The sequence below is a fragment of the Acuticoccus kalidii genome (assembly GCF_021556395.1).
GTDB lineage: Bacteria > Pseudomonadota > Alphaproteobacteria > Rhizobiales > Amorphaceae > Acuticoccus > Acuticoccus kalidii.
Window position 1 is genome coordinate 253,152 of record NZ_JAKGCS010000010.1, and the last position, 21,437, is coordinate 274,588.

General features: G+C 63.4%; 17 protein-coding genes. 12 read left to right on the forward strand and 5 right to left on the reverse strand.

Annotation, left to right across the window (positions count from 1 at the left end; genetic code table 11):
- Positions 1 to 54 precede the first annotated feature (54 nt).
- The 3 genes from clpX to L1787_RS07200 all read left to right on the forward strand — a co-directional run bounded on the left by clpX (position 55) and on the right by L1787_RS07200 (position 4,912).
- On the forward strand, positions 55 to 1,323 hold the full coding sequence (clpX, locus tag L1787_RS07190; RefSeq protein ID WP_235708003.1) for an ATP-dependent Clp protease ATP-binding subunit ClpX: 1,269 nt from the start codon (positions 55 to 57) through the stop codon (positions 1,321 to 1,323).
- A 601-nt stretch (positions 1,324 to 1,924) separates the two neighbouring features.
- Positions 1,925 to 4,366 (forward strand): endopeptidase La, encoded by a 2,442-nt coding sequence (gene lon, locus L1787_RS07195; protein ID WP_235708004.1) that lies wholly within the window; start codon positions 1,925 to 1,927, stop codon positions 4,364 to 4,366.
- A gap of 255 nt (positions 4,367 to 4,621) precedes the next feature.
- Positions 4,622 to 4,912, forward strand: a complete 291-nt coding sequence (locus L1787_RS07200; protein WP_369415065.1) for an HU family DNA-binding protein — start codon at positions 4,622 to 4,624, stop codon at positions 4,910 to 4,912.
- Between the two features lie 212 nt (positions 4,913 to 5,124).
- Here the strand turns inward: L1787_RS07200 and L1787_RS07205 are convergent, their stop codons facing one another.
- The gene (locus L1787_RS07205; RefSeq protein WP_235708006.1) at positions 5,125 to 6,264 is read right to left on the reverse strand and encodes an AI-2E family transporter; all 1,140 of its coding nucleotides are present in this window, start codon (positions 6,262 to 6,264) and stop codon (positions 5,125 to 5,127) included.
- 225 nt (positions 6,265 to 6,489) lie between these two features.
- Between L1787_RS07205 and L1787_RS07210 the strand changes: the two genes are divergently transcribed.
- The 4 genes from L1787_RS07210 (at position 6,490) to L1787_RS07225 (ending at position 10,306) form a co-directional block, all read left to right on the forward strand.
- Positions 6,490 to 7,404 carry a YihY/virulence factor BrkB family protein gene (locus L1787_RS07210; RefSeq protein WP_235708007.1) on the forward strand — a complete coding sequence of 305 codons (915 nt, stop codon included), beginning with the start codon at positions 6,490 to 6,492 and terminating at the stop codon, positions 7,402 to 7,404.
- A gap of 133 nt (positions 7,405 to 7,537) precedes the next feature.
- Complete coding sequence (locus tag L1787_RS07215; RefSeq protein ID WP_235708008.1) at positions 7,538 to 7,735, forward strand: CsbD family protein; 198 nt, start codon at positions 7,538 to 7,540, stop codon at positions 7,733 to 7,735.
- 124 nt (positions 7,736 to 7,859) lie between these two features.
- Positions 7,860 to 9,647 carry a sensor histidine kinase gene (locus L1787_RS07220; protein WP_235708009.1) on the forward strand — a complete coding sequence of 596 codons (1,788 nt, stop codon included), beginning with the start codon at positions 7,860 to 7,862 and terminating at the stop codon, positions 9,645 to 9,647.
- A 176-nt stretch (positions 9,648 to 9,823) separates the two neighbouring features.
- A complete protein-coding gene (locus tag L1787_RS07225; RefSeq protein ID WP_235708010.1) occupies positions 9,824 to 10,306 on the forward strand; it encodes a pyridoxamine 5'-phosphate oxidase family protein in 483 nt (160 codons plus the stop codon).
- A 118-nt stretch (positions 10,307 to 10,424) separates the two neighbouring features.
- On the opposite strand, the gene L1787_RS07230 is transcribed toward L1787_RS07225, so the two are convergent.
- Together L1787_RS07230 and L1787_RS07235 are read right to left on the reverse strand one after the other, a co-directional pair.
- Positions 10,425 to 10,961 (reverse strand): sigma-70 family RNA polymerase sigma factor, encoded by a 537-nt coding sequence (locus tag L1787_RS07230; RefSeq protein ID WP_235708011.1) that lies wholly within the window; start codon positions 10,959 to 10,961, stop codon positions 10,425 to 10,427.
- Positions 10,958 to 11,179, reverse strand: coding sequence for a NepR family anti-sigma factor (locus L1787_RS07235; protein WP_235708012.1), 222 nt, complete (start codon positions 11,177 to 11,179; stop codon positions 10,958 to 10,960). The genes L1787_RS07230 and L1787_RS07235 overlap by 4 nt, the downstream gene beginning before the upstream one ends.
- A gap of 251 nt (positions 11,180 to 11,430) precedes the next feature.
- Here L1787_RS07235 and L1787_RS07240 point away from each other — a divergent pair, with 251 nt between their 5' ends.
- Positions 11,431 to 12,246, forward strand: coding sequence for a response regulator (locus L1787_RS07240; RefSeq protein ID WP_235708013.1), 816 nt, complete (start codon positions 11,431 to 11,433; stop codon positions 12,244 to 12,246).
- 102 nt (positions 12,247 to 12,348) lie between these two features.
- On the opposite strand, the gene L1787_RS07245 is transcribed toward L1787_RS07240, so the two are convergent.
- Positions 12,349 to 13,704, reverse strand: coding sequence for a deoxyribodipyrimidine photo-lyase (locus L1787_RS07245; protein WP_235708014.1), 1,356 nt, complete (start codon positions 13,702 to 13,704; stop codon positions 12,349 to 12,351).
- 268 nt (positions 13,705 to 13,972) lie between these two features.
- Here L1787_RS07245 and L1787_RS07250 point away from each other — a divergent pair, with 268 nt between their 5' ends.
- Together L1787_RS07250 and L1787_RS07255 are read left to right on the forward strand one after the other, a co-directional pair.
- The gene (locus tag L1787_RS07250; RefSeq protein WP_235708015.1) at positions 13,973 to 14,491 is read left to right on the forward strand and encodes a hypothetical protein; all 519 of its coding nucleotides are present in this window, start codon (positions 13,973 to 13,975) and stop codon (positions 14,489 to 14,491) included.
- Positions 14,492 to 14,662: 171 nt separating this feature from the next.
- Positions 14,663 to 15,859 (forward strand): MFS transporter, encoded by a 1,197-nt coding sequence (locus L1787_RS07255; RefSeq protein WP_235708016.1) that lies wholly within the window; start codon positions 14,663 to 14,665, stop codon positions 15,857 to 15,859.
- On the opposite strand, the gene L1787_RS07260 is transcribed toward L1787_RS07255, so the two are convergent.
- Complete coding sequence (locus L1787_RS07260; protein WP_235708017.1) at positions 15,856 to 16,284, reverse strand: hypothetical protein; 429 nt, start codon at positions 16,282 to 16,284, stop codon at positions 15,856 to 15,858. The genes L1787_RS07255 and L1787_RS07260 overlap by 4 nt on opposite strands.
- Between L1787_RS07260 and L1787_RS07265 the strand changes: the two genes are divergently transcribed.
- Together L1787_RS07265 and L1787_RS07270 are read left to right on the forward strand one after the other, a co-directional pair.
- On the forward strand, positions 16,253 to 20,578 hold the full coding sequence (locus L1787_RS07265) for a CheR family methyltransferase (protein ID WP_235708018.1): 4,326 nt from the start codon (positions 16,253 to 16,255) through the stop codon (positions 20,576 to 20,578). The two genes, L1787_RS07260 and L1787_RS07265, sit on opposite strands and share 32 nt — an antisense overlap.
- A gap of 48 nt (positions 20,579 to 20,626) precedes the next feature.
- Positions 20,627 to 21,436: a 2-keto-4-pentenoate hydratase gene (locus L1787_RS07270; protein WP_235708019.1), complete on the forward strand. Its 810-nt coding sequence runs from the start codon at positions 20,627 to 20,629 to the stop codon at positions 21,434 to 21,436.
- The last annotated feature ends 1 nt before the right edge of the window (position 21,437 follow it).

Consider the following 21,437-nt stretch of genomic DNA (forward strand, 5'->3'; position numbering starts at 1 on the left):
GCCGCTTGGCATGAACGTCGCCAGGCGTGCTGCGGACGAAGCAGAGGTGAGTGTATGAGCAAGGCGACCAGCGGCGATGGGAAGAACACGCTCTACTGCTCGTTCTGCGGCAAGAGCCAGCATGAAGTGCGCAAGCTCATCGCGGGTCCTACCGTGTTCATCTGCGACGAGTGCGTCGAACTGTGCATGGACATCATCCGCGAGGAGAACAAATCCTCGCTGGTGAAGGCGCGGGACGGAATCCCAACCCCGCTCGAGATCCGAAAGGTTCTTGACGATTATGTGATCGGGCAGAAGGACGCGAAGAAGGTCCTCTCCGTCGCGGTTCACAACCACTACAAGCGGTTGAGCCACGCCTCCAAGTCGAACGACGTGGAGCTCGCGAAATCGAATATTCTGCTGATCGGCCCGACTGGTTGCGGCAAGACGCTGCTCGCGCAGACGCTCGCCCGCATTCTCGACGTGCCCTTCACGATGGCCGACGCCACGACGCTGACCGAAGCCGGTTATGTCGGCGAGGACGTCGAGAACATCATCCTGAAGCTCCTTCAGGCCGCCGACTATAATGTCGAGCGCGCTCAGCGCGGCATCGTCTATATCGACGAGGTCGACAAGATCAGCCGCAAGTCGGACAACCCGTCCATCACGCGCGACGTGTCGGGCGAGGGCGTCCAGCAGGCGCTGTTGAAGATCATGGAGGGCACGGTCGCTTCCGTTCCGCCGCAGGGTGGGCGCAAGCATCCCCAGCAGGAATTCCTGCAGGTGGACACGACCAACATCCTCTTCATCTGCGGCGGCGCCTTCGCCGGCCTCGAGAAGATCATTTCCGATCGCGGCCGCGGCACGTCGATCGGCTTCAAGGCCCAGGTCTTCGCGCCGGAGGATCGCCGCACCGGCGAGCTGTTCCGCAACGTGGAGCCCGAAGATCTCCTGAAATTCGGCCTGATCCCCGAGTTCGTCGGCCGTCTCCCGGTGCTCGCGACGCTCGAGGATCTCGACGAGCTGGCCCTCGTGCAGATCCTGTCGGAGCCGAAGAACGCGCTCGTGAAGCAGTATCAACGCCTGTTCGAGATGGAGGGTGTCGAACTCACCTTCCACACCGACGCGCTGAAGGCGATCGCCCGCAAGGCGATCGAGCGCAAGACCGGCGCAAGAGGTCTGCGCTCTATTCTCGAGGCGATCCTGCTCGACACGATGTACGAACTTCCGGGGCTCGATGGCGTTCGAGAGGTGGTGATCTCTGAAGAGGTTATCGGCGGCACGGCCCGCCCGCTCTACATCTACGATGACCGCGCGAGCGAACCGTCGCGGACGTCGGCCTGACGATCCGGTGCCTGTCACGGCGAACGTGACAGGCATTTTCCCGCTTGGAAGCGCGCCGGCCCGCGTGCCTCGGTGCCCCTCCGGCGGGACCCGTTTCGATGCGCGGTTCATGTGGGGCCACGCCCATCACTCCGGCGACACGCCATTGTCGTGCACATCCCATCCGCGTGTGCACCGTTATGACGGCGCCGCATACGCAGATGTTGCGCCGCCGATGTCATCGTCGCGCCGGGCCCGTCTGGTCCGGTCGGCCGCAAACCGGTCGGCAAATCGACGCACGCGGCACGACGGCATCCGCTTTGTTGTGCCCGGTCCAAGTTCCCGGTCCACAATCGGACCGTTTCGCGACCATCGCGCCAGGCGCGGAACAGGCTCGCGCCGCATGGTGGACCACGGCCCGAAAGCGGCGGCGAGACTTGACGTTTGTACGGTCCGACGCCACTTCGCAGGAGGGCGGGGAATTCCCCTCAGCCCTTCATCACCGCCACGCCCGATCGACTATTCCGTGGGTGGTTGGGAGCCCAAGCGGCTCGTGTGCGGTGCCGGTGGCTCGACTCGTGCATTCTTTGGCGAGCCGGAGCCAAGCTGAAAGGACAGTTCCATGACAAAGTCGGACGACACTAGGGACACCGAAGCGCGGCCTGCCTCGGGGACGTTTCCCGTCCTTCCGCTGCGCGACATCGTGGTTTTCCCCCACATGGTTGTCCCGCTCTTCGTCGGCCGTGAAAAGTCGATCCGCGCGCTTGAAGAAGTCATGCGGGCGGACAACCAGATTTTGCTCGTGACGCAGCGCGAGGCGAGCGACGACGATCCGAAGCCGGAAGGCCTGTTTGAGATCGGCACGCTCGCGACGGTGCTTCAGCTTCTGAAGCTGCCGGACGGGACCGTGAAGGTGCTCGTCGAAGGGACGGCGCGCGCGTCGATCGATGCGTTCACCGAACGCTCCGACTATTTCGAGGCGACCGTCGCCCCGGTCGAAGAGCCGGATTATGACGGCACCGAAGCCCAGGCGCTTTCGCGCTCTGTGGTTTCGGAGTTCGAAAATTACGTCAAGCTGAACAAGAAGATTTCGCCGGAGGTGATCAGCGCCGTCGGTCAGATCGAGGATTATGCGAAGCTCGCCGACACGGTCGCCTCGCACCTCGTCGTCAAGATCCCGGTCAAGCAGGAGATCCTCGCGACCGCTTCCGTGATCGAGCGTTTCGAGAAGGTGCTCGGCATCATGAACGGCGAGATCTCGGTCCTTCAGGTCGAGAAGCGCATCCGCAGCCGCGTCAAGCGCCAGATGGAGAAGACGCAGCGCGAATATTATCTGAACGAGCAGATGCGCGCGATCCAGAAGGAACTCGGCGATTCTGAGGACGGCAAGGACGAGCTCGCCGAACTCGAAGAGCGCATCAAGACGACGAAGCTGTCGAAGGAGGCGCGGGAGAAGGCCGAGGCGGAGCTGAAGAAGCTGCGCCAGATGAGCCCGATGTCCGCCGAAGCGACCGTCGTGCGCAACTACCTCGATTGGGTGCTCTCGATCCCGTGGAAGAAGCCGTCGCGGATCAAGAACGACCTCGAACATGCCGAGCAGGTGCTCGAGACCGATCATTTCGGCCTGGAGAAGGTCAAGGAGCGGATCCTCGAATATCTCGCCGTGCAGGCGCGCGCGAACAAGCTGAAGGGGCCGATCCTGTGCCTCGTCGGCCCTCCGGGCGTCGGCAAGACCTCGCTCGCGAAGTCGATCGCGAAGGCGACCGGACGTGAGTATGTCCGCATGTCGCTGGGCGGCGTGCGCGACGAGGCGGAAATCCGCGGCCACCGGCGGACCTATATCGGTTCGATGCCCGGCAAGGTCATCCAGTCGATGAAGAAGGCCAAGCGGTCGAACCCGCTCTTCCTGCTCGACGAGATCGACAAGATGGGCATGGACTTCCGGGGCGATCCGTCGTCGGCGCTGCTCGAGGTGCTCGATCCGGAACAGAACTCGACGTTCATGGACCACTATCTCGAGGTCGAATACGACCTCTCGAACGTGATGTTCGTGACGACGGCCAACACGCTGAACATCCCGGCGGCCCTGATGGACCGTATGGAGGTGATCCGCATCGCCGGCTACACCGAGGACGAGAAGGTGGAGATCGCGCGTCGCCATCTGATCGACAAGTCGGTCGCCGACCACGGTCTGAAGGCCGGCGAGTTCTCGATCGGCGACGACGCGCTGCGCCTCCTGATCCGTCGCTACACGCGCGAATCGGGTGTGCGTAATCTCGAGCGGGAGATCGCGACGCTCGCCCGTAAGGCGGTGAAGGAGATCCTGTCCGCCAAGGGTGAGGTGAAGTCGATCGAGGTGACGCCGGAGAAGGTCGAAGAGTATCTCGGCGTGCCGCGCTACCGGTATGGCCAGGCCGAGCTCGAGGACCAGATCGGCGTCGCGACCGGCCTCGCCTGGACCGAAGTCGGCGGTGAGCTTCTCACCATCGAAGGTCTGATGATGCCGGGTAAGGGCAAGATGACCGTCACCGGCAACCTTCGGGACGTGATGAAGGAATCGATCTCCGCTGCGGCGTCTTATGTCCGCTCGCGGGCCGTCGATCTCGGCATCGAGCCGCCCCAGTTCGACCGGCGGGACATCCACGTCCACGTGCCGGAAGGGGCGACGCCAAAGGACGGTCCGTCTGCCGGCATTGCCATGGCGACTGCGGTCGTCTCGGTGATGACGGGGATTCCGATCCGTCGGGATATCGCGATGACGGGCGAGATCACGTTGCGCGGCCGTGTTTTGCCGATCGGCGGGCTGAAGGAGAAGCTTCTCGCAGCCCTGCGCGGCGGTATCACCACGGTGTTGATCCCGGAAGAGAACGCCAAGGATCTGGCGGACATTCCGGACAACGTGAAGAACGCGCTCGAGATCGTGCCGGTCTCGCGGATGGACGAGGTTCTGAAGCGGGCTCTCGTGCGGATGCCGGAGGCGATCGAATGGACCGAGCCGGCCTACAAGCCGAGGAGCGAAGCGGCCGCGGAGGACGACGAATCGGCCAACTTTCGCGCCCACTGAGCAAAAGGTAGGCAGTGACTGAGAAAAAGGCGGGAGTTTCCCGCCTTTTTTTCGTAGAAATTCTACAACTTAGGCGGGATTCTTGCTTTGATATTGCCCACTTTCGCGTTTGAAACGGGGCAAAGGACCGCGCCCGTGAGATTTTTGTGGTTTCGAAACGTTTGATCCTCAATTTTCCAGGGGAACCGGGGCCTCTGGGGCAAATCTCGCTTTGCGTCGGCTGCTCCCAATGAGAGTGTTACCGAGTCGTCCGCGATAAGGAGAGACGGAATGAAGAAAGCAGAACTCGCCGCCGAAGTGGCGGAGCTCACCGAACTGAGCGCCAAGGACGCGGCGAAGGCCGTGGACGCGACCTTCAGTGCCATCATCGCTGCACTGAAGAGCGGGGACGAGGTGCGCATCACCAACTTTGGCGTGTTCGCCGTGACCGACCGCCCCGAGTCCCAGGGCCGTGACCCCCGTTCGGGCGAAACGATCACGATCAAGGCAGCCAAGGTCCCGAAGTTCCGCCCGGGCAAGCCGCTGAAGGATGCGCTGAACGCGTGATCCACGCTTCCGTCTCGCGGGGGAGCTGTCTTCTGCGAGATCGGCTTCTGCGGTCGCTTGACCGTAAAAAGGGTGTGCCGACGGCAACGAGGTCAGACCTCGATACGTCGGCACACCCTACATTTTTTCGAGCGTATGAGGCGTCGCGCCTCGTATCCTCGAAAGAGGCGACCCGCGTTGCGCAAGCCGCCTCCGCGTGATGCCGTCCGCCGTCAGGTGACGGGTTCCTCCTGCATCCGTTCAGTCGCCGTGGCGCCCGACAGGAAGTCGGCGAGGCCGGAGAACTCCGGAATATTGTCGCTGATCACTTTGACGATGATCAGGATCGGCACGGCGAGGATGATGCCGGCGACCCCCCACAAGAACCCCCAAAGAGCGATCGAGAGCAGGATCGCCACCGGGTTCAGCTCGAGCCGATGGCCGAGAATGTGCGGGGTAATGAAATTGCCCTCCAGCGTCGTCAGGCCGAAATAAGCGATGCCGGGGAGAATGGCCCACTCGATCTGCTGATAGGTGAGGAGGCCGATCAAAATGCCCGTGACCGTGCCGATAAGAGAGCCGACAAAGGGCAGATAATTCAAGAAGAAGCCGGCGATGCCCCATAGGACCGGGCTCGGCATCCCGATCAGCCACATCACCGTTCCGATGGTCAGCCCGAAGCACGCGTTGATCACCGTGATGGTGAGGAGGTATTTCGAGACCACAGTCACGATGTTGTTCACGATCATGAGTGATCGCTTTTTGTCGCTCAGCTTCGGCGCAGCGTGAACGATTTTCTCGTAGATGAGCCGGTTGGTCGCGAGAAGGAAATAGGTGAGGGCGATCGCGACGACGAGGGTCGAGGCCAGGCTGCTGATGTTGGTCGCGGCGCGGTTCATGAGGCCCGGCTGGCGCAGCACCACCTCCCGCACAGCGGGATCGGACGTCGCGTTGGTGATCTCCTCGACCTCCTTGCTCGCCCGCGTGACGGCCTCGACCGGTTCACGGATATCGGCGAGGCGTTGGCGCAGCATGTTGCCGATGCGCGGCGCATCGTCGATCCATGCGCCGATCGGGCCGGAGAGCGTCATCGCCGCGGCGGTGACGACCAATGTGAGTGTCGCAACAAGGAGGAGGGCGGATGCGCCCGCCCAAATTCGCTTTTGCAGCCACATGTTGACCGGCGTCAGCGTCAGTGACAGGACAAACGCCAGGATGATCGGCAGCATGAGACTTTGAGCATAGTCGAGTGCGCCCAGAACGGCGATCGTGCTCAGGATAATGAGAGGGACTTTAACGCCCGCGCCGACATTGACGCGGGGCCTCTCGGGTTTGGGCGTCGTGGATTGGGCGGATTCTTCGGCGAGGCTCAAAGCCGGCTCCTACTGCGGTGAAGCTCTGGATGCAGAGACAACGCGAGGAGCTGGCCGAACGTTCGAGTCAATTTGCGTAGAAACGAAACAAAGGTAACGCGACGAGTGGATGCAAGGTCGCGAATGAGATCGCTTAGCGAAGAGCGCGTTGGGGCGCGGGCCAGCGTGGCGCCCGCAAAACTGCCTTATCACGAGCGCCTTCGCGGTCGAGCAGCGCGAAATCCGATGGAAATCGGTTGGCGGGGCTGGTGGGATATCGTGGTGCGGATGATCGAGAGGGTCTCGATCGACAATCTCGGTCTCATCACCGCGGGCGTGACGTTCTACGTCTTCCTCGCTCTGATTCCGGCGATGATCGCCGTGGTCACGTCCTACAGCATCTTCACCGATCCCACGACGCTCGCGAGCCACGTGTCGTTCCTGCGCGGCTACCTGCCCGATCAGGCGCTCGACTGGATGAGCAACGAGATCAGCCGCGTGCGCCATCTGCACGAGAACGGCCTCACCTTCGCATTCATCGCGAGCATCGGCATCTCGCTCTGGTCGATGAACAACGCGGTGATCGCGCTCTTCGGCGCGATGAACATCGCCTATGGCGAGATCGAGAAGCGGGGGACGATCGCGCTCTATCTGCGCTCCTTCGGCGTCACCATCACCGGCCTTCTCGCGGGGCTCGTGATGGTCGGCTTCATCGTCCTGATGCCGCTGATGATGGGCGCGGAGGGGGTCAGCATTCTCGATTATGGCGGGCGACGGGTTTCGGCGCCGATCCTGTTTCTGACGGTGACGTTCGGCTCGGCCGCGATCTACCGAATCGGTCCGAGCCGCCGGGCGGCGAAGTGGCGGTGGATCCTCGTCGGCGCCACCACGGTCGCGATCGGCTGGCTCATCGCCTCGACCCTGTTGTCCTGGTACCTGTCCAACATCGCCGATTATACGGTCGTCTACGGCTCACTCGGGACCATCATCGCGCTGATGTTCTGGTTCTATATCTCGGCCTACATCCTTCTCCTCGGAGCGCAGCTCGCCGCGGAGGTGGAGCATCAGACGATGGTCGACACCACCATCGGCCCCGAGCAGCCGATGGGTCGCCGGGGCGCCTATGTCGCCGACACGGTCGGAAAGCAAGCGGGGGGCTGATCGTTCCACCCGCCGGAATTTGTCCCGCAAAATGAGGAGCCTGCGAATATCGGTCGCGCCCGACCGATCAGCATGAAACGGATTGGCCTGTCTCCTCGTTGAGATCGTGCATCTGCAACGTAGGAGAGCTCAGATGAACTGGGATCAAATCGAAGGCCAGTGGAAACAGTGGCAGGGCCGCGCCCAATCCGAATGGGGCCAGCTGACCAATGACGACCTCACCGAAGTGGAGGGCGATCGCCTTCGTTTGGAGGGAAAAATCCAAGAGCGCTACGGCAAGTCCAAAGAAGACGCCCGCTCGGCAGTCGACGATTGGCTGTCGAGGCTCTAGGTTCGTTGCAATAGGTTAGACACAGGAGCGAAATCGCTTGTCTGGCAAGGGATTGCCTCATTCACAAAGGCGGCCTTACGGAGCGCCGAATGGTGAAGTCGCCGGCATGAACGGGACTTAGGGCGTGTTCTTTTATGTCGCGTCCTGGCCCATCGCCCTTGCTCAAATCGGCGCCGCCGCAACGCTTGTCCTATTTGCGATTGCGGCGGCCGGCTGGAAGGTGCGCACCCTTGCCCTTCTGACCGCTTTCGTCATCATCGGTTCGACGCCGGCGCTGGGTATTTTGTTCGGCATCGGCGGCGGGCAGGGGCTGCCGGGGATCCATCCCTGGGTGGTCTACGTGACCAACACGGCCGCGCTCGCGAGCCTTCTCGTCGCGTTCCTCATCCTCATCGAGCGCGTCCTGGTGCCCTCGATCAAGCGCGCTACAAAGGGCAGCGATACGGTCGCGGACCAGCAACGCCGCCTCGAGGCGCGGCAGATGCGGTTGCGCGGGCTTTTGAAGCGCGAGCATGAAAAGCTGAAGACGGTGAACGAAATGCACCGTTATTTCGAGCTCGCGACGCGCAATGCGCAGATCACCGTTTTCTATCAGGATGCCAAGCTCGCTTATCAGTGGATCGTCAATCCACGGCCGGGCCTCGCGCCGATCGAAGTTCTCGAAAAATCCGATGACGAGGTGCTGCCGGAGGCCGTGCGCCCGTTGGTGATCGGCCACAAGCGGCGCGCGCTCGCGACCAACACCACGCAAACCTTCGAGATCGAATTGCCGGGCGAGGGGGACCGCTCCTGGTTCCGCGTCGATGTGGTGCCGATCGCCGACAAGCATCGCGAGCCGGTCGGCCTCGTCTGTACCGCGATCGATATCACCCGCTCCAAGCGCCTCGATATGATGCGCACCGACCTGTCGCGCCGCCTCGCGGAGACGCTGCAACGCTTCAACCTCGCGCTCCGCAGCGAGCGGATCATGGTGTTCTCGCAAGACCATGAATTCCGCTACACGTGGGCGAACTCGGACGAGACACAAGTCGGCTCGATCATCGGCCGGACCGATGAGGAGCTTCTACCCGCTGCCGATCAGGAGACGATCCTGTCGTTGAAGCGGCAAGTGATCGAGACGAAACGGCCGGTGTCGGCCGAAGTCGGGGTCGGCGAGGGCGCCGAGCGGCGCTGGTACGACATGCATGTCGAGCCCAATCTGCGGCCCGATGGCAGCGTCTCCGGCGTGACCGGGGCCTCGATCGACATCACCAACCGCAAGCGGAACGAGGAGCAGATGCGCCTCGTAATGCGGGAGCTCACGCACCGGACGAAAAATCTTCTGACGGTCGTGATCGCGATCGCGCGGCAAACCTCCACCCAGTCGAAGACCGTTGAAACGTTCGTGCCGGCATTGATCGCGCGTCTCAGAGCGCTGAGCGCTGCGCAGGATCTCATCGTCGCGGACGAATGGGCGGGAGTGAAGCTCGGCGATCTCGTCAACGTTCTGGTCGGCCAATATGTGCCGCCTCAGTCTTCCCGTGTCGAAATCTCCGGCCCTGATGTGATCCTGTCGCCGGAGGCCTCGCAAAATCTCGGCCTCGCGATCCACGAGCTCGCGGCGAACGCCGTCCAGTTCGGCGCGTTCGCGAACACGGCCGGTTCGTTGTCGGTGACCTGGCGCGTCAGGGAAAGCACCGAGGGGGACAAGCTGGAGTTCGCTTGGCGGGAAAAGGGCGGCCCTGCCGTCACCGAGCCGACGACACGCGGCTTCGGCATGACTGTCATCGAGCGCAACCTGTCCCGTGCACTGCGGGCCGAAGTGACGTTGGCGTTCGAGGAAGAGGGGCTTTCGGCGTCCATCATGTTGCCGATGGAAGGCGTCGTTCCGTTCGCGAGCCCCGACAGAATTCGGCTCGCCGAAGCCTCCTGATCGCGCCGCCGCGTCGGTCGCATGGCAGACCCGCGCAAGGCGCTGGATTTCCACACGTTTCGTTAGCTCTTTCAGGCATTTGGGGGGAACGAGATCGTTCCGCTGAGGTTGTCCTAGTTAAAGGACGACAATCGAATCGTCCGTTTCTGCGAATTGCTTTTGAGCCGGAGCAGGAGATGACAAGAGATATACGGGACCTGGTTTGGAACACGATCACGCGGGTCGGGACGTGCGTGCTGGTAACGCACGACCGAGGCTCGATCCGCACGAGGCCGATGGTGGGTGTCGCCAATCGTGTCGAGGGAATGATCTGGTTCGTGGCGAGCCGCGACCAGCATCAGGACCTCAAGGCGATTGAGGACGCACCTGTCTGCCTCATCTACCTCGATCTCGAAGAGAGCGCGTATGTCACGGTGACGGGGACCGCGCACTTTTCGACTGATCCGGGGAGGCTAAAGGAGATCTGGAATCCGACCGTCGATGGCTGGTTCGAGAACGGCCATGAGGACCGCAAGGCGATCGCGTTCGGTGTCGAGCCGGAGGTGGCGGAATGTTGGAACAGTCCGTCGGCGGATCTTTTCGTCGCTTTGCAGATGCTGACCTCACCGTCCGGCGGCGCGCCGACGGCGATCGGCGAGAACCACAGGGTTTTGATGTAGGGGCGGCCGCGCGTGACGCGAAGGAACGGAGAGTTCCTCAGCGGTGAACGCGGGCGGTGGAGGGACCGCCCGGCGTTGTCAGTGTGGGACAGCCTCTCCGAGCGTTACGCTCACACGATCAGAACTTGCGGGAGTCGACGACGGATTGGCTCTGATGATCGGGCCCGTAATCGGCGCCGGACTGAAGGGCGAGCAGCTCCGACAGGCGTGAACGCGCGCGGTTCACGCGGCTTTTGACGGTGCCCACGGCGCACCCGCAGATCTCCGCCGCCTCGTCGTAAGAAAAGCCGGACGCCCCCACAAGGATAAGCGCCTCGCGCTGATCGGGCGCGAGCTGGTTCAGCGCATCGCGGAAGTCGGCCATATCGAGGTGGCCGGGTTGTTCGGGATGGGTCGCGAGATTGGCAGCCATCTTGCCGTCCGCATCCTCGACTTCGCGCCGCTTTTTGCGGAAATCGGAATAATAGACGTTGCGCAGGATGGTGAAGAGCCATGCGCGCATGTTGGTTCCGGCCTGGAACATGTCGATGCTGGCCCAGGCCTTCATCAACGCTTCCTGGACGAGATCATCCGCCCGCTCGGCGTTTCCGCACAGGCTGACGGCAAAGGCGCGCAGGTTGGGAATTTGACGGATCAGTTCGTCGCGAACACTCATTGGCGCTCGTTGCCTTCCCCGTCAGCGTTTTTGCCAGCGTCGGCAGGCGAAGCGCCTTCCGACGTGACGTCGTCGAGTTTGACCAGAAGCTCAACGAGCTTGTCGGGGATGGGCTCGACGAGCACGGAATCATACAAGCTTCGCAACTGTTTTCCGATCATCGTCTGCATGACATCGTCATCGGGGGCGGATTCGCGCCAACGATCCTCGTTAGACATTGACGGGCACCACGCGCACCTTTGTGTTCACGCGCCCGCATAGGGGGCGTCTTTTTTGGGCATCCAACTTCGTTTGAATCATTTCTCGCACGTGAATTGAAAACGACTCGCCTGTATGGAACGGTTCAGCCCGTTCATCCGTTCCATAGTATCAAACGTTTCCCTCTGGGGTGAGCCGGGGCGGTCAGCTTCGGGCGTGCTCCGAGGTTTTTCGTGTGGTAGATTCGAACTGTTTCCGCCAAGGACGCCCCATGTCGCTCGCCAAGACCATTGCACCGCACATCCCCTATCTCAGGCGTTTCGCCCGCTCTTTGACCGGTAGCCAGCCGAGCGGCGACGCTTATGTCGAGGCGGTGCTCCAGGCTCTCGTGGCCGACCCGACGATGTTTTCCCAGGATCTGCCGCCCCGCGTGGCGCTCTATCGGATCCTGATCGGCGTTTGGGACTCGGTCGACGTCAACAATGACGTCAGCTCCCGCACGGCCGTCTTCGAAAAGCGGCTTGATGCGATGGTGCCGCGGGCTCGTCAGGCCTTTCTGCTGACGACGGTGGAGGGCTTCTCCCTGCAAGAAGCCGCCGCCATCCTCGACATCGATATCGCCGGTATCCGCTCGCTGATCGACGAAGCGGGCCGCTCGATCGCCGAGCAGGTCGCGACGAGCGTCCTCATCATCGAGGACGAGCCGATGATCGCGATGGACCTCGAAGCCCTCGTCGAAGGCCTCGGCCACGAGGTCGCCGGCATGGCGCGCACCCATTCCGAAGCGATGGAAGCCGTCCGCCGCCGTCGCCCCGGCCTCGTCCTTGCCGACATCCAGCTCGCCGACGGCAGCTCCGGCCTCGACGCGGTGAACGAGATCCTCACCTCGATCAACGTTCCGGTGATCTTCATCACCGCCTATCCGGAGCGTCTGTTGACCGGTGAGCGCCCCGAGCCGGCCTTCCTGATCACCAAGCCGTTCGAAACCGATACGGTGAAGGCGGTCGTGAGCCAAGCGCTGTTCTTCTCCACCCCGGAGGATCGCGACGAGCCGTTGGGCGATTTCGAAGCGCGCACCCCGATCTGACAAAGCCGCCGAAACGGCGCGTCATATCGAGCGAGAAAAGCGGCCGCTGGGCCGCTTTTTTTATGGGCGCATGCCGTGCGGGTTCGTGGGGCCGCGCGGCCGTCAGAGCTGCTCGGTCCACCGCACATAGGCGTCGATGTCGAATTTTCGCTTGAGACCGCTCGGCGTCATCGTGCGCACCTTGCCGTAGACGTCCCGTTCGGGCCAGCCGCGATCATGGAGACCGTAGATCCACGCAACGTTCGCGTAGGAATTGGTGTCGCGGCCGTCGAGAAAATATTTGTTGTTGAGGTGAAGCGTCGTCTCGAAGGCGCGCTTGGGCGACGTCATCCAACCGAGGATCCGTTTGCCCCAGTACATGCGCATATGATTGTGCAGGTAGCCGGTGACGCGCATCTCCCGCATCGCGGCGTTCCAATAGGGGTCGTCCGTCTTCCCGTCCTCGAGCTCACGCGCGGAATAGGACGGCTCGCGCTTGTCTTTGGCGTGATGGGCGAGGGTGTCCTGCGCCCATTCGGGGAGCGCCTCGAAGGCGTCGTAGTTTGGCGTGTGGTAGACGAAGTTCACGCCAAGCTCGCGGCGAATGAGCATCTCCTCGATGAAAGAGTCCGAATTGGCCTTTGCGCTCACGACCTTCTGATAGATCTCGAGCGGCGAGATCTGGCCGAAATGGAGGTAGGGGCTGAGGTGCGACACGTGCCGATCGACGATATCGGCCCGGCCCTCGCCATAATGTTTGAGGTCGTTGCGCAGGAAATTCGTGAGGCGGTGCCGCGCCTCGCTGGTTCCCCCTTTAAAGCCGGGAGCGACGCCCACCGACGCATCGCAACCGAGCGAGGCGACGAAGGCTTCGACGTCGCCAAGTGACACGTCGTCCTTGTGGGGGAGGGATTTCGCGGACGTCTTGATGGTAATTGCGGGCGGAAGCTCCAGAAACCTCTTCAACGTTTTGTGAAGTTTGGGCCGGATCGTCCGTGCGGCGGTCTCCATCTTGTCCGTCGGTTCGGCGACCGGAACGATGACGTCGCCTTCGACCTCTTCGACGAGCGTGCCCGCCCCATCGGCGACTTCTTCACGCCAGGCAACGAGGTGCCTCAAATATCCGCGATCGGTGACGACGATCGCTGCGTCTTGCGCAACTTGGCACACGATGTCGGGCGGATGGCCGGTGCGGAGCGCGAAATGCGCGCCCCGTCTGCCGATCTCCGCCATCGTTTCTTTCAGGCCTTCGAGCATGAAGGTGAAATGGCGGACGCTTCCGTCTGGATAGTTCGGATCGACGACGAAGAGGACCAAGAGGGGAAGACCGCATTCGTTGGCCCAATAGGCCGCGCGTTCGAATGCTGGGTTCGCTTCAGCGCGTTGACTGTGTTGCATCCAATAAAGAACGAACGCGCCCTCTTGGCGCGGTTTCGAACTCTTCAGGATGCGGATTCGGGAGTCGAGTGCGTGCACCATCAATCACCTTGCCGGAATTCGTTACCAGAGGTATACGAAAAACGCGGGTGTTCGATGGAACGAAGATGTGAGAATATCCGTTGATAGGTCAGCGCGGAAGTTCCAAGTCGAGAAAATCACGCGTTGGTAAATTTTCATACCCGCCCTTGTTGCTGATTCGCAACATACCATCTGAAGGGGGCTGGGAGCGGCTTCAGGGGAAGCCGGCAACAGAACGGCACGCAGTTGCCGTCACCGCAGGGACAAATCTCTGCAGAAGGAGGCGCGGATGTCAGTGTTCGGACGATACGCAGTCGCAGCGCTCGTGTTCACGGGATCCGTTGCCGCTGCAGCGTATGCCGCCAATCATGAAGATTTCTATAACAAGGTGACCGGTTCCGTCGCGGGATTGACCGACAATATGGTCATGGCGAGCACGATGCTCTCCGGCGATGCCCACCTTGCGAACCCTTACGAAGACATGCCGACCAAGCGCGAGACCGATCGGATCGAGTCCGCGTCTGTCGTCACGCACGTCGAAGTGATCGGCGGTGGCAAGAAGCAGCGGATCGTTCTTCTCGATCCCGATGGCCGGGAGGTCTATTCGCACGATCCGCTGAGGAACACGACCGTGATCGCGAAGGACACGATCATCCCGTCGATCACCGTTCGCGACTCCGAGGACGATATTGCAGAGCTTCGCGTCGTCACGGCTGCCCCGGCGATCGAAGCGCCGGAGGAGCTGCGCCAGGCCCTTGCGACCGGCGCTGCCGACCAGCCGGAGCTGTTCTATCGCGAAGATCTCTGATCTTCAGTCCTGCCAATTGCGTGTATGAATTGCGCGTCCGCTGTCCAGCGGGCGCGTTTTTCGTTGCGCGGTCGCATTCCCGCCGCGCGGCTTGCGCTCTTTCGCTCCAACGCTCATCCCGATAGACCGACTGTGCGGGGCATTTCAGATTGGCCGCCGGCAGGAAGTTTCATGGTACTCTTTATTTTGATGCTCGCGCCGTTCACGTTCTCGACGAGCGCGTTCGTATTTGCGGGCGTTTTGCAGCCGATGGCGAGCGATCTCGGCATTTCGATCGGCGCCGCGGGCCAATTGCAGACGGCGTTTGCGCTGTCGTGCGCCGTCGGCGGCCCGCTTCTCGCAAGTTTGACCGGCCGGTTCGAGCGCAAGGCGCTCCTGTCCTTCGTCCTCGCGACATTGATGGTCGCCAACATCGCCTGCGCCAACGCCGAGTCCTATCCGGCGATCCTGGTCGTTCGGGTGATCGCCGGCTTCATCGGCGCCCTCACGCTGCCGCTCGCCTCGACGATCGCGATCGCCATGGTGCCGCAAGAGCGGGCGCCCGTCGCGCTTGCCACCGTGATGGCGGGGATTTCGGTCGCGTTCCTCGTCGGCATTCCGATGGGCAGCGTCGTCGGTGAGCAATTCGGATGGCACGCCTCGTTCTGGCTCGCCGCCTGTATCGCCGGCATCGCCTTGCTTGCGGTGACGATCGGAGTGCCGACGGTCGGCCGGCATCCGAGCTCGGAGCGGCAGGCGATGCGCACGATCCTGCGCTGGCCGCTCCTCGGCTATTTCGGCCTCACATTCTTCTCGTTTTCGGGCACCTTCACGACCATTGCCTATGTCGGGCCGATCGTGACCGAATTCACCGGGCTCGGTGGCAGCGGCATCGGCGCTGTGCAATTCTGTGTCGGGATCGGCGGCCTTTTGGGGCTGACCCTCGGGGCGATCGTCTCGCGTCGCCGCGGTCCGATGATCGCGATCTTGATGAGCGTGATCATCCTCATCCAGGCACTCTATACGCTCGGCCTGGTCGCAGGGCTTCATGGGACGGCGGGTCTTGCCTTCGTCATCCTCGCGGGGCTCGGCGGATCCGTCGCCCTCTTCGCGCTGTCACCAATTCTCCAGACCCAGATCGCCGTTCTCTCGGGATCGGCGGCGACGCTCGCCTTCGCCCTCAACGGTTCGATGGTGTTCATGGGGCAGGGGTCCGGCGCGGCGCTCGGCGGCCTGGTGTCGGCAACGCTCGGTCTGCACGCGCTGGGTCTCGTCGGCGCCGGCATCGCCTCCATCGGTGTCGTTCTCGCCTTCATCGTCCATCGCGACAGGGTGAATGCGGAGCGGGGCGGCGAGCGGCCCGATCTCCTCGCGAGCGCGACCGACTAAGCGACTGCGCCCGGCGAGGGCGACGGACAATCGGACAACAAATGATGGGGCAATTGTGGCATCGCCGCGATTGGCGCCTTGATGTCGGCGACGCCGGTCCTATCATTTTCCTCGCCGCGGAGCCTCTTCGTCGCGGCTGACTGGCCGGAAAGCGCGTAAATGTCAAAGGAGCGGTCGGATTTAACAGACGAGGGATGCGGCGCGGACGCCGGGGTATCCGCCTCCGAAGAGGCGCATACGTGGATCGATTCCGCCAACGCGTGCCTTGGCGACGGGAACGCGTCGCCATCGCCCGCCGCCGAAGAATCGCGCGACGAGCGGACGGATATCCCCGTCATCGGTGTCGGTGCATCGGCGGGCGGCCTTGCCGCGCTGAAGGCGTTGTTGCGCGCGATGCCCGCCGACACGGACGCCTCGATCGTCATCGTCCAGCATCTCGCCCCGTCGCGCGAGAGCATGATGGCGCACATTCTCAGCCGTGTGTCTGACTTGCCCGTCGAGGAGGCCGAAGACGGGGCGACGCTCGCGCGCGGCACCGCCTATGTGGCGCCCCCAGGCCACTTGATCGATCTCGACGGCAATCGGCTTCGCCTTACAGCGGCTCCATCGTCGCCGCTGCAGCGATCGGTGGATCACTTCTTCGTCTCGCTCGCCCGCGAGCGGGGCGCGAAAGCGGTCGGCATCGTACTGTCCGGCACAGGCTCGGACGGGGCGGAAGGGGCGCGAAAGATCCAGGAAGCCGGCGGGACGACATTCGTTCAGACCCCCGAAAGCGCCGAGCATGACGGGATGCCCTATAGCGCCATCGCCGCCGGCGCCGCCGATTTCGTTCTGCCCATCGAGACGATCTCGCGCGACCTCGTCGCCGTTCTGCGCCGGTCGGGGGCCGGCGGCGTGGCGGGCGAACCAGCGCTCGACGCGGCGGATCCGCTCTCCTTCGCCGCGGTGCTGCGTCTTCTTCAACGGCACACCGGCTACGACTTCCGCTCCTACAAGACCGGGACATTAAATCGCCGGATCAACCGGCGAATGCGTCTTCTCAAGTGCGACACGCTCGCCGATTATGTGGTCCGTCTCGATCGGGACGTGGCCGAAGTCGGTGCTCTCTTCAAGGATCTCCTCATTTCGGTGACTCGTTTCTTCCGCGACCCCGCCGCCTGGACCGCCATCCAAAACGAAATCCTTCCCGCGCTGGTCGCCTCGAAGACCGAGCCGGGGCCGTTGCGTGTCTGGTGTGCCGGCTGCGCGACGGGCGAGGAGGCTTACACGCTGGCGATGCTGTGCCTCGAGGAGGTGGAGCGCCAAGAAAAGGCGCTCGAAATCCAGATCTTCGCGACGGACATCGACGAGGCGGCGATCGCCTTTGCGCGCGACGGGCTTTATCCCGCGTCGATCGCACAGGACGTCTCGCAAGAGCGGCTCGATCGTTTCTTCGTTCCCGAAAACGGTCGCTACCGGATCGACAAGCGCCTTCGTCAGATCACGACGCTCGCGGTGCAGAACGTCGTCGGCGATCCGCCATTTTCGCACATCGACCTCATCAGTTGCCGCAATCTGATGATCTATCTGTCGGCCGAGGTGCAATCGCGTCTCATCGAGTTGATGCATTTCGCGCTCACGCCGGGCGGATATCTGTTTTTCGGAACGTCGGAGACGCTCGGCAAGCACACGAACCTCTTTCGCCCGGTGAGCACGGAGGGGCGGATCTATCAGCATGTCGAGCGGTTCGATCGTCGCCAGCCGCATTTCCCCATCCGCCCGACCGACCATCGGCCCGCCGCCGCGCGCCGGATCGCCCGGACGCGTGGAATGTCAAGCGACTGGCCGGACACGTTGCGCAAGGCGATGTTCGAGGCGTTCGTTCCGCCCGCCGTGGTGATCGACGCGCAGCAGAATGTGCAATTCTATCAAGGCTCGGTTCGCCGCTTCCTCGATCTGCCGGAGGGCGAGCCGACCACCCAATTGACCCAGCTCGTCACCTCCGCCGTCCGCCCGCAACTGCGCGGCGCGCTCAAGCGGGCGATCGACGCGGACGGCGAGGCCGAGACCCTGCTTGCCGTCTATCGCACCCCCGGCGAGCCGCAGACCGAAGTGCGTATCGAGATGCGTGCGCTTCCAACGCTCGGCGAGGAGCGGCTCTTCGTGGTCTCCTTCCTCGAACGGCCGAGCGAGGGGGAGGGGGCCGAGGTCCGGCGCACGGTCGGCGAGGGGGAACAGAACCTCGTCGATCAACTCGAATATGAGCTCAGCATCACGCGCGACGATCTTCAGAGCACGATCGAGGAGCTTGAAAGCTCCAACGAGGAGTTGAAGGCCTCCAACGAAGAGGTGCTCTCGATCAACGAGGAGCTCCAGACCTCGAATGAGGAGCTCGAAACCTCGCGCGAGGAGCTTCAGTCGCTGAACGAGGAGCTCAGCACCGTCAACAGCCAGCTCGAAGAGAAAGTGCGCGAGCTGCAGGAGACGAACGACGACCTGACCAACCTTCTCGCGAGCACCGATATCGCGACGATTTTCCTCGACACCGAGTTCCGCATTCGCCGCTTCACCCCGGCGACGGGCCAGTTCCTCAACGTGCTCGAGACCGATATCGGCCGGCCGGTCAGCGATCTCGCCCTCAAGGTCAACGACGCGCGCCTCTTCGAGGACGCCAAGGCGGTACTCAGCCGCCTCGTGCCGCGCGAGGCGGAGGTCGAGAATGCGGACGGCCGCTGGTTCATCCGCCGCGCGCTGCCTTACCGGACGGCGGACGACCGGATCGCGGGTATCGTCCTCACTTATTCCGACGCGACGACGCTGAAATTTACCGCCGAGCAGCTTGCCGTGCGCGAGCGTCAGCAGGCGGCGATCGCGAGCCTCGGGCAGACCGCGACGCGTTCCGACGTGACGATCGACCGGCTCCTCGAGGAGGTGACGGTCGCGATCAAGGAGCGGCTCGACGTGCCGCTCGTCAAAATTCTGCAGATGAAGCCGGACCGTTCGAGCCTCGTTCTGCGGGCCGGAACCGGGTGGCGGCCCGGCCTCGTCGGTGTCGCCGAGCTTCCCGCGGGCGCGCACAGCCAGGGCGGCTACACGCTGCAATCACGCTCCCCGGTGATCGTCCACGATCTCGGGAGCGAGACGCGTTTCGAGGGCCCGCAGCTCCTCATCGAGCACAATGTGGTGTCCGGCCTCAGCGTCGTGGTGGGGCCGGTGGACCGGCCGTGGGGCGTCGTCGGCGCGCACACGGTCCGGCGCAAGGAATTCTCGGCCGACGACATCAACTTCGTGCAGGCCGTCGCGAACATCATCTGGGCGACGGTGGAACGCCAGCAGATCACCAACGCCCGCCATGAGACGGCCGAGCGCCTCGAAATCGCAATCGAGGTCGGCCGCCTCGCGACGTGGGATTGGGATTGCACGAGCGGCAAGGTCGTCTGGAGCGACGGTCATTTCTCGCTGGTGGGCTATGGGGTGAACGAGATCGAGCCGGATTTCGAACTCTGGTTCTCGCACATCCATCCCGACGACAGGGACACCGTGCGCGGCTGCCTCGAAAGCGCGCTCGAGGGGGACGGCGTCTACCATTGCGAATATCGGATCATTCCGCGCGACGGTCAGCCGATGTGGCTCGAAGCGCGCGGCCAGACGACGTTCGACGAGACCGGCAAGCCGGTGCGCATGTACGGCGTTCTGATCGATATCGAGGATCGCAAGCGGGCCGAGGAGCAGCAGAGCATCCTGCTTTACGAGCTCGACCACCGGGTTAAAAATATCCTCGCCAACATCTCCGCCCTCGCGCGGCAGACGCGCCACAACGCGGAATCGGTCGAGCATTATATCAGCGACTTCACCGGTCGCCTCGACGCGATCGCGCGGGCCCATACGCTGCTGTCGAGCACACGCTGGGTCGGGGCGAGCCTCGTGACATTGCTCGAAGAGGAACTCGAGCCCTACCGCGGCAAGGGGTCGACGACCATCACGATCGCCGGCCCGTCGGTGCAGATGAAGCCGGACGATGCGCAGCTTTTCGCCATCGCCTTCCACGAGCTTGCGACCAATGCGGCGAAATACGGCGCCCTGTCGGTCGACGATGCCCGGCTCGATATCGGCTGGCGCTTCGAGTGGCGGCAGGACAAAGGCGTTCTCGTCATCGAATGGGTGGAGCGGGACGGGCCGCGCGTGCGCGGGCCGATGCGCAGCGGTTTCGGCTCCACCGTTCTCGAACGGCTGGTGCCCGCGCAGACACAGAGCGTCATCACCCTCGATTTCGCGCCCGAGGGTCTGCGCTGCCGTATCGAAATCGACCAGTCCCGTCTCGACACTCACCGAACCGAACCCGAGCCTGTCCTCCATGGTCCGCCAATGACGAGCCAGAATACCAGCATCGAAGGCCGCGCCGTCCTCATCGTCGAGGATTCGAGCCTCACCGCCATGGACCTCGAGATGGTGCTCGAGGATGCCGGTGCGACGGTCGTCGGGATCGCGCGGACCGTCGAGGCGGCCCAGGCGATCCTCGCCCAAAAGGATGTCGACGTCGCCGTCGTCGATCGCAACCTGCAGGGCGAGCACACCAACGAGCTCGCCCGCCACCTCCTCGCCGAAAAGATCCCCTTCGTCTTCGTGACCGGCTACAGCGACGGCAATGTGCCCGACGATCTCGTCGACGTGCCGTTGATGAACAAGCCCTTCGATGTCGAACAGCTCGTGTCTCTGTTGTCGGAGCTCAGCGCCCGCTAAGAGGAAGGGAACCGGGCGCGACGGCCCGGAGCTCAGCGGGAGGCGAGGATGGAACAGGCCAACGCGGCGGACGCCGAGCGGGCGGAGACGATCGCGGCGGAGCTCGACGCCGCGCTCGGTGCGCCGCGGCAGATCGATCCCATCTCGTTACGCTATCCGGGTTTCGGCCTCGCCGACGCCTACAAGGTCGCCGCGCGCCTCAACGCCCGGCGTGGCGGTCGGCGCGTCGGCCGCAAGATCGGTTTCACCAACCGCACGATCTGGGAGCGCTATGGCGTCGACGGCCCGATGTGGGGCGATGTGACCGATACCACGTTGATCCGGCTCGACGAAGCCGGCCCCGTGTCGCTCGCGCCGTTCCTGGAGCCGCGCATCGAGCCGGAGGTCGCGCTGAAGCTCGCCGCCGTTCCGCAGCCCGGCATGGACGAGGCGGCCTTGCGGGGCTGCGTCGCATGGTTCGCGCCCGCCTTCGAGATCGTCCATTCGGTCTATCCGGGCTGGTCGTTCGCCCTTGCCGATGCGGCCGCCTCGAACAGCCTTCATGGCGCCCTCCTTCTCGGCACGCCGGTGCCGAATGAGGGTGATTGGCCGGAAAGGCTCCCGGAACTCCGCCTTCATCTGTCGAAAGACGGGAGCGTCGTGGAGGTCGGGGCCGGCGAAAACGTCCTCGGTGGGCCGCTCTCGGCCCTTCGCTTCCTCGTCGAGGGATTGGACGCGTTCGGGGAGCCGCCGCTCGAAATCGGCGAGATCATCACCACCGGCACGTTGACCGACGCCTGGCCGCTGACGCCCGGCGCCGTCTTCTCGGCCGTGTATGAGGGAACGCCCTTCGCGCCGATCGAGGCCCGCTTCGCCTGAG

Coding starts and splice junctions, on each gene's coding strand:
- clpX (WP_235708003.1), top strand. CDS start 55: ATGAGCAAGGCGACCAGCGGCGATGGGAAGAACACGCTCTACTGCTCG.
- lon (WP_235708004.1), top strand. CDS start 1,925: ATGACAAAGTCGGACGACACTAGGGACACCGAAGCGCGGCCTGCCTCG.
- L1787_RS07210 (WP_235708007.1), top strand. CDS start 6,490: ATGGAAATCGGTTGGCGGGGCTGGTGGGATATCGTGGTGCGGATGATC.
- L1787_RS07215 (WP_235708008.1), top strand. CDS start 7,538: ATGAACTGGGATCAAATCGAAGGCCAGTGGAAACAGTGGCAGGGCCGC.
- L1787_RS07225 (WP_235708010.1), top strand. CDS start 9,824: ATGACAAGAGATATACGGGACCTGGTTTGGAACACGATCACGCGGGTC.
- L1787_RS07230 (WP_235708011.1), bottom strand. CDS start 10,961: ATGAGTGTTCGCGACGAACTGATCCGTCAAATTCCCAACCTGCGCGCC.
- L1787_RS07235 (WP_235708012.1), bottom strand. CDS start 11,179: ATGTCTAACGAGGATCGTTGGCGCGAATCCGCCCCCGATGACGATGTC.
- L1787_RS07240 (WP_235708013.1), top strand. CDS start 11,431: ATGTCGCTCGCCAAGACCATTGCACCGCACATCCCCTATCTCAGGCGT.
- L1787_RS07245 (WP_235708014.1), bottom strand. CDS start 13,704: ATGGTGCACGCACTCGACTCCCGAATCCGCATCCTGAAGAGTTCGAAA.
- L1787_RS07250 (WP_235708015.1), top strand. CDS start 13,973: ATGTCAGTGTTCGGACGATACGCAGTCGCAGCGCTCGTGTTCACGGGA.
- L1787_RS07255 (WP_235708016.1), top strand. CDS start 14,663: ATGGTACTCTTTATTTTGATGCTCGCGCCGTTCACGTTCTCGACGAGC.
- L1787_RS07265 (WP_235708018.1), top strand. CDS start 16,253: ATGCCCGCCGACACGGACGCCTCGATCGTCATCGTCCAGCATCTCGCC.
- L1787_RS07260 (WP_235708017.1), bottom strand. CDS start 16,284: ATGACGATCGAGGCGTCCGTGTCGGCGGGCATCGCGCGCAACAACGCC.
- L1787_RS07270 (WP_235708019.1), top strand. CDS start 20,627: ATGGAACAGGCCAACGCGGCGGACGCCGAGCGGGCGGAGACGATCGCG.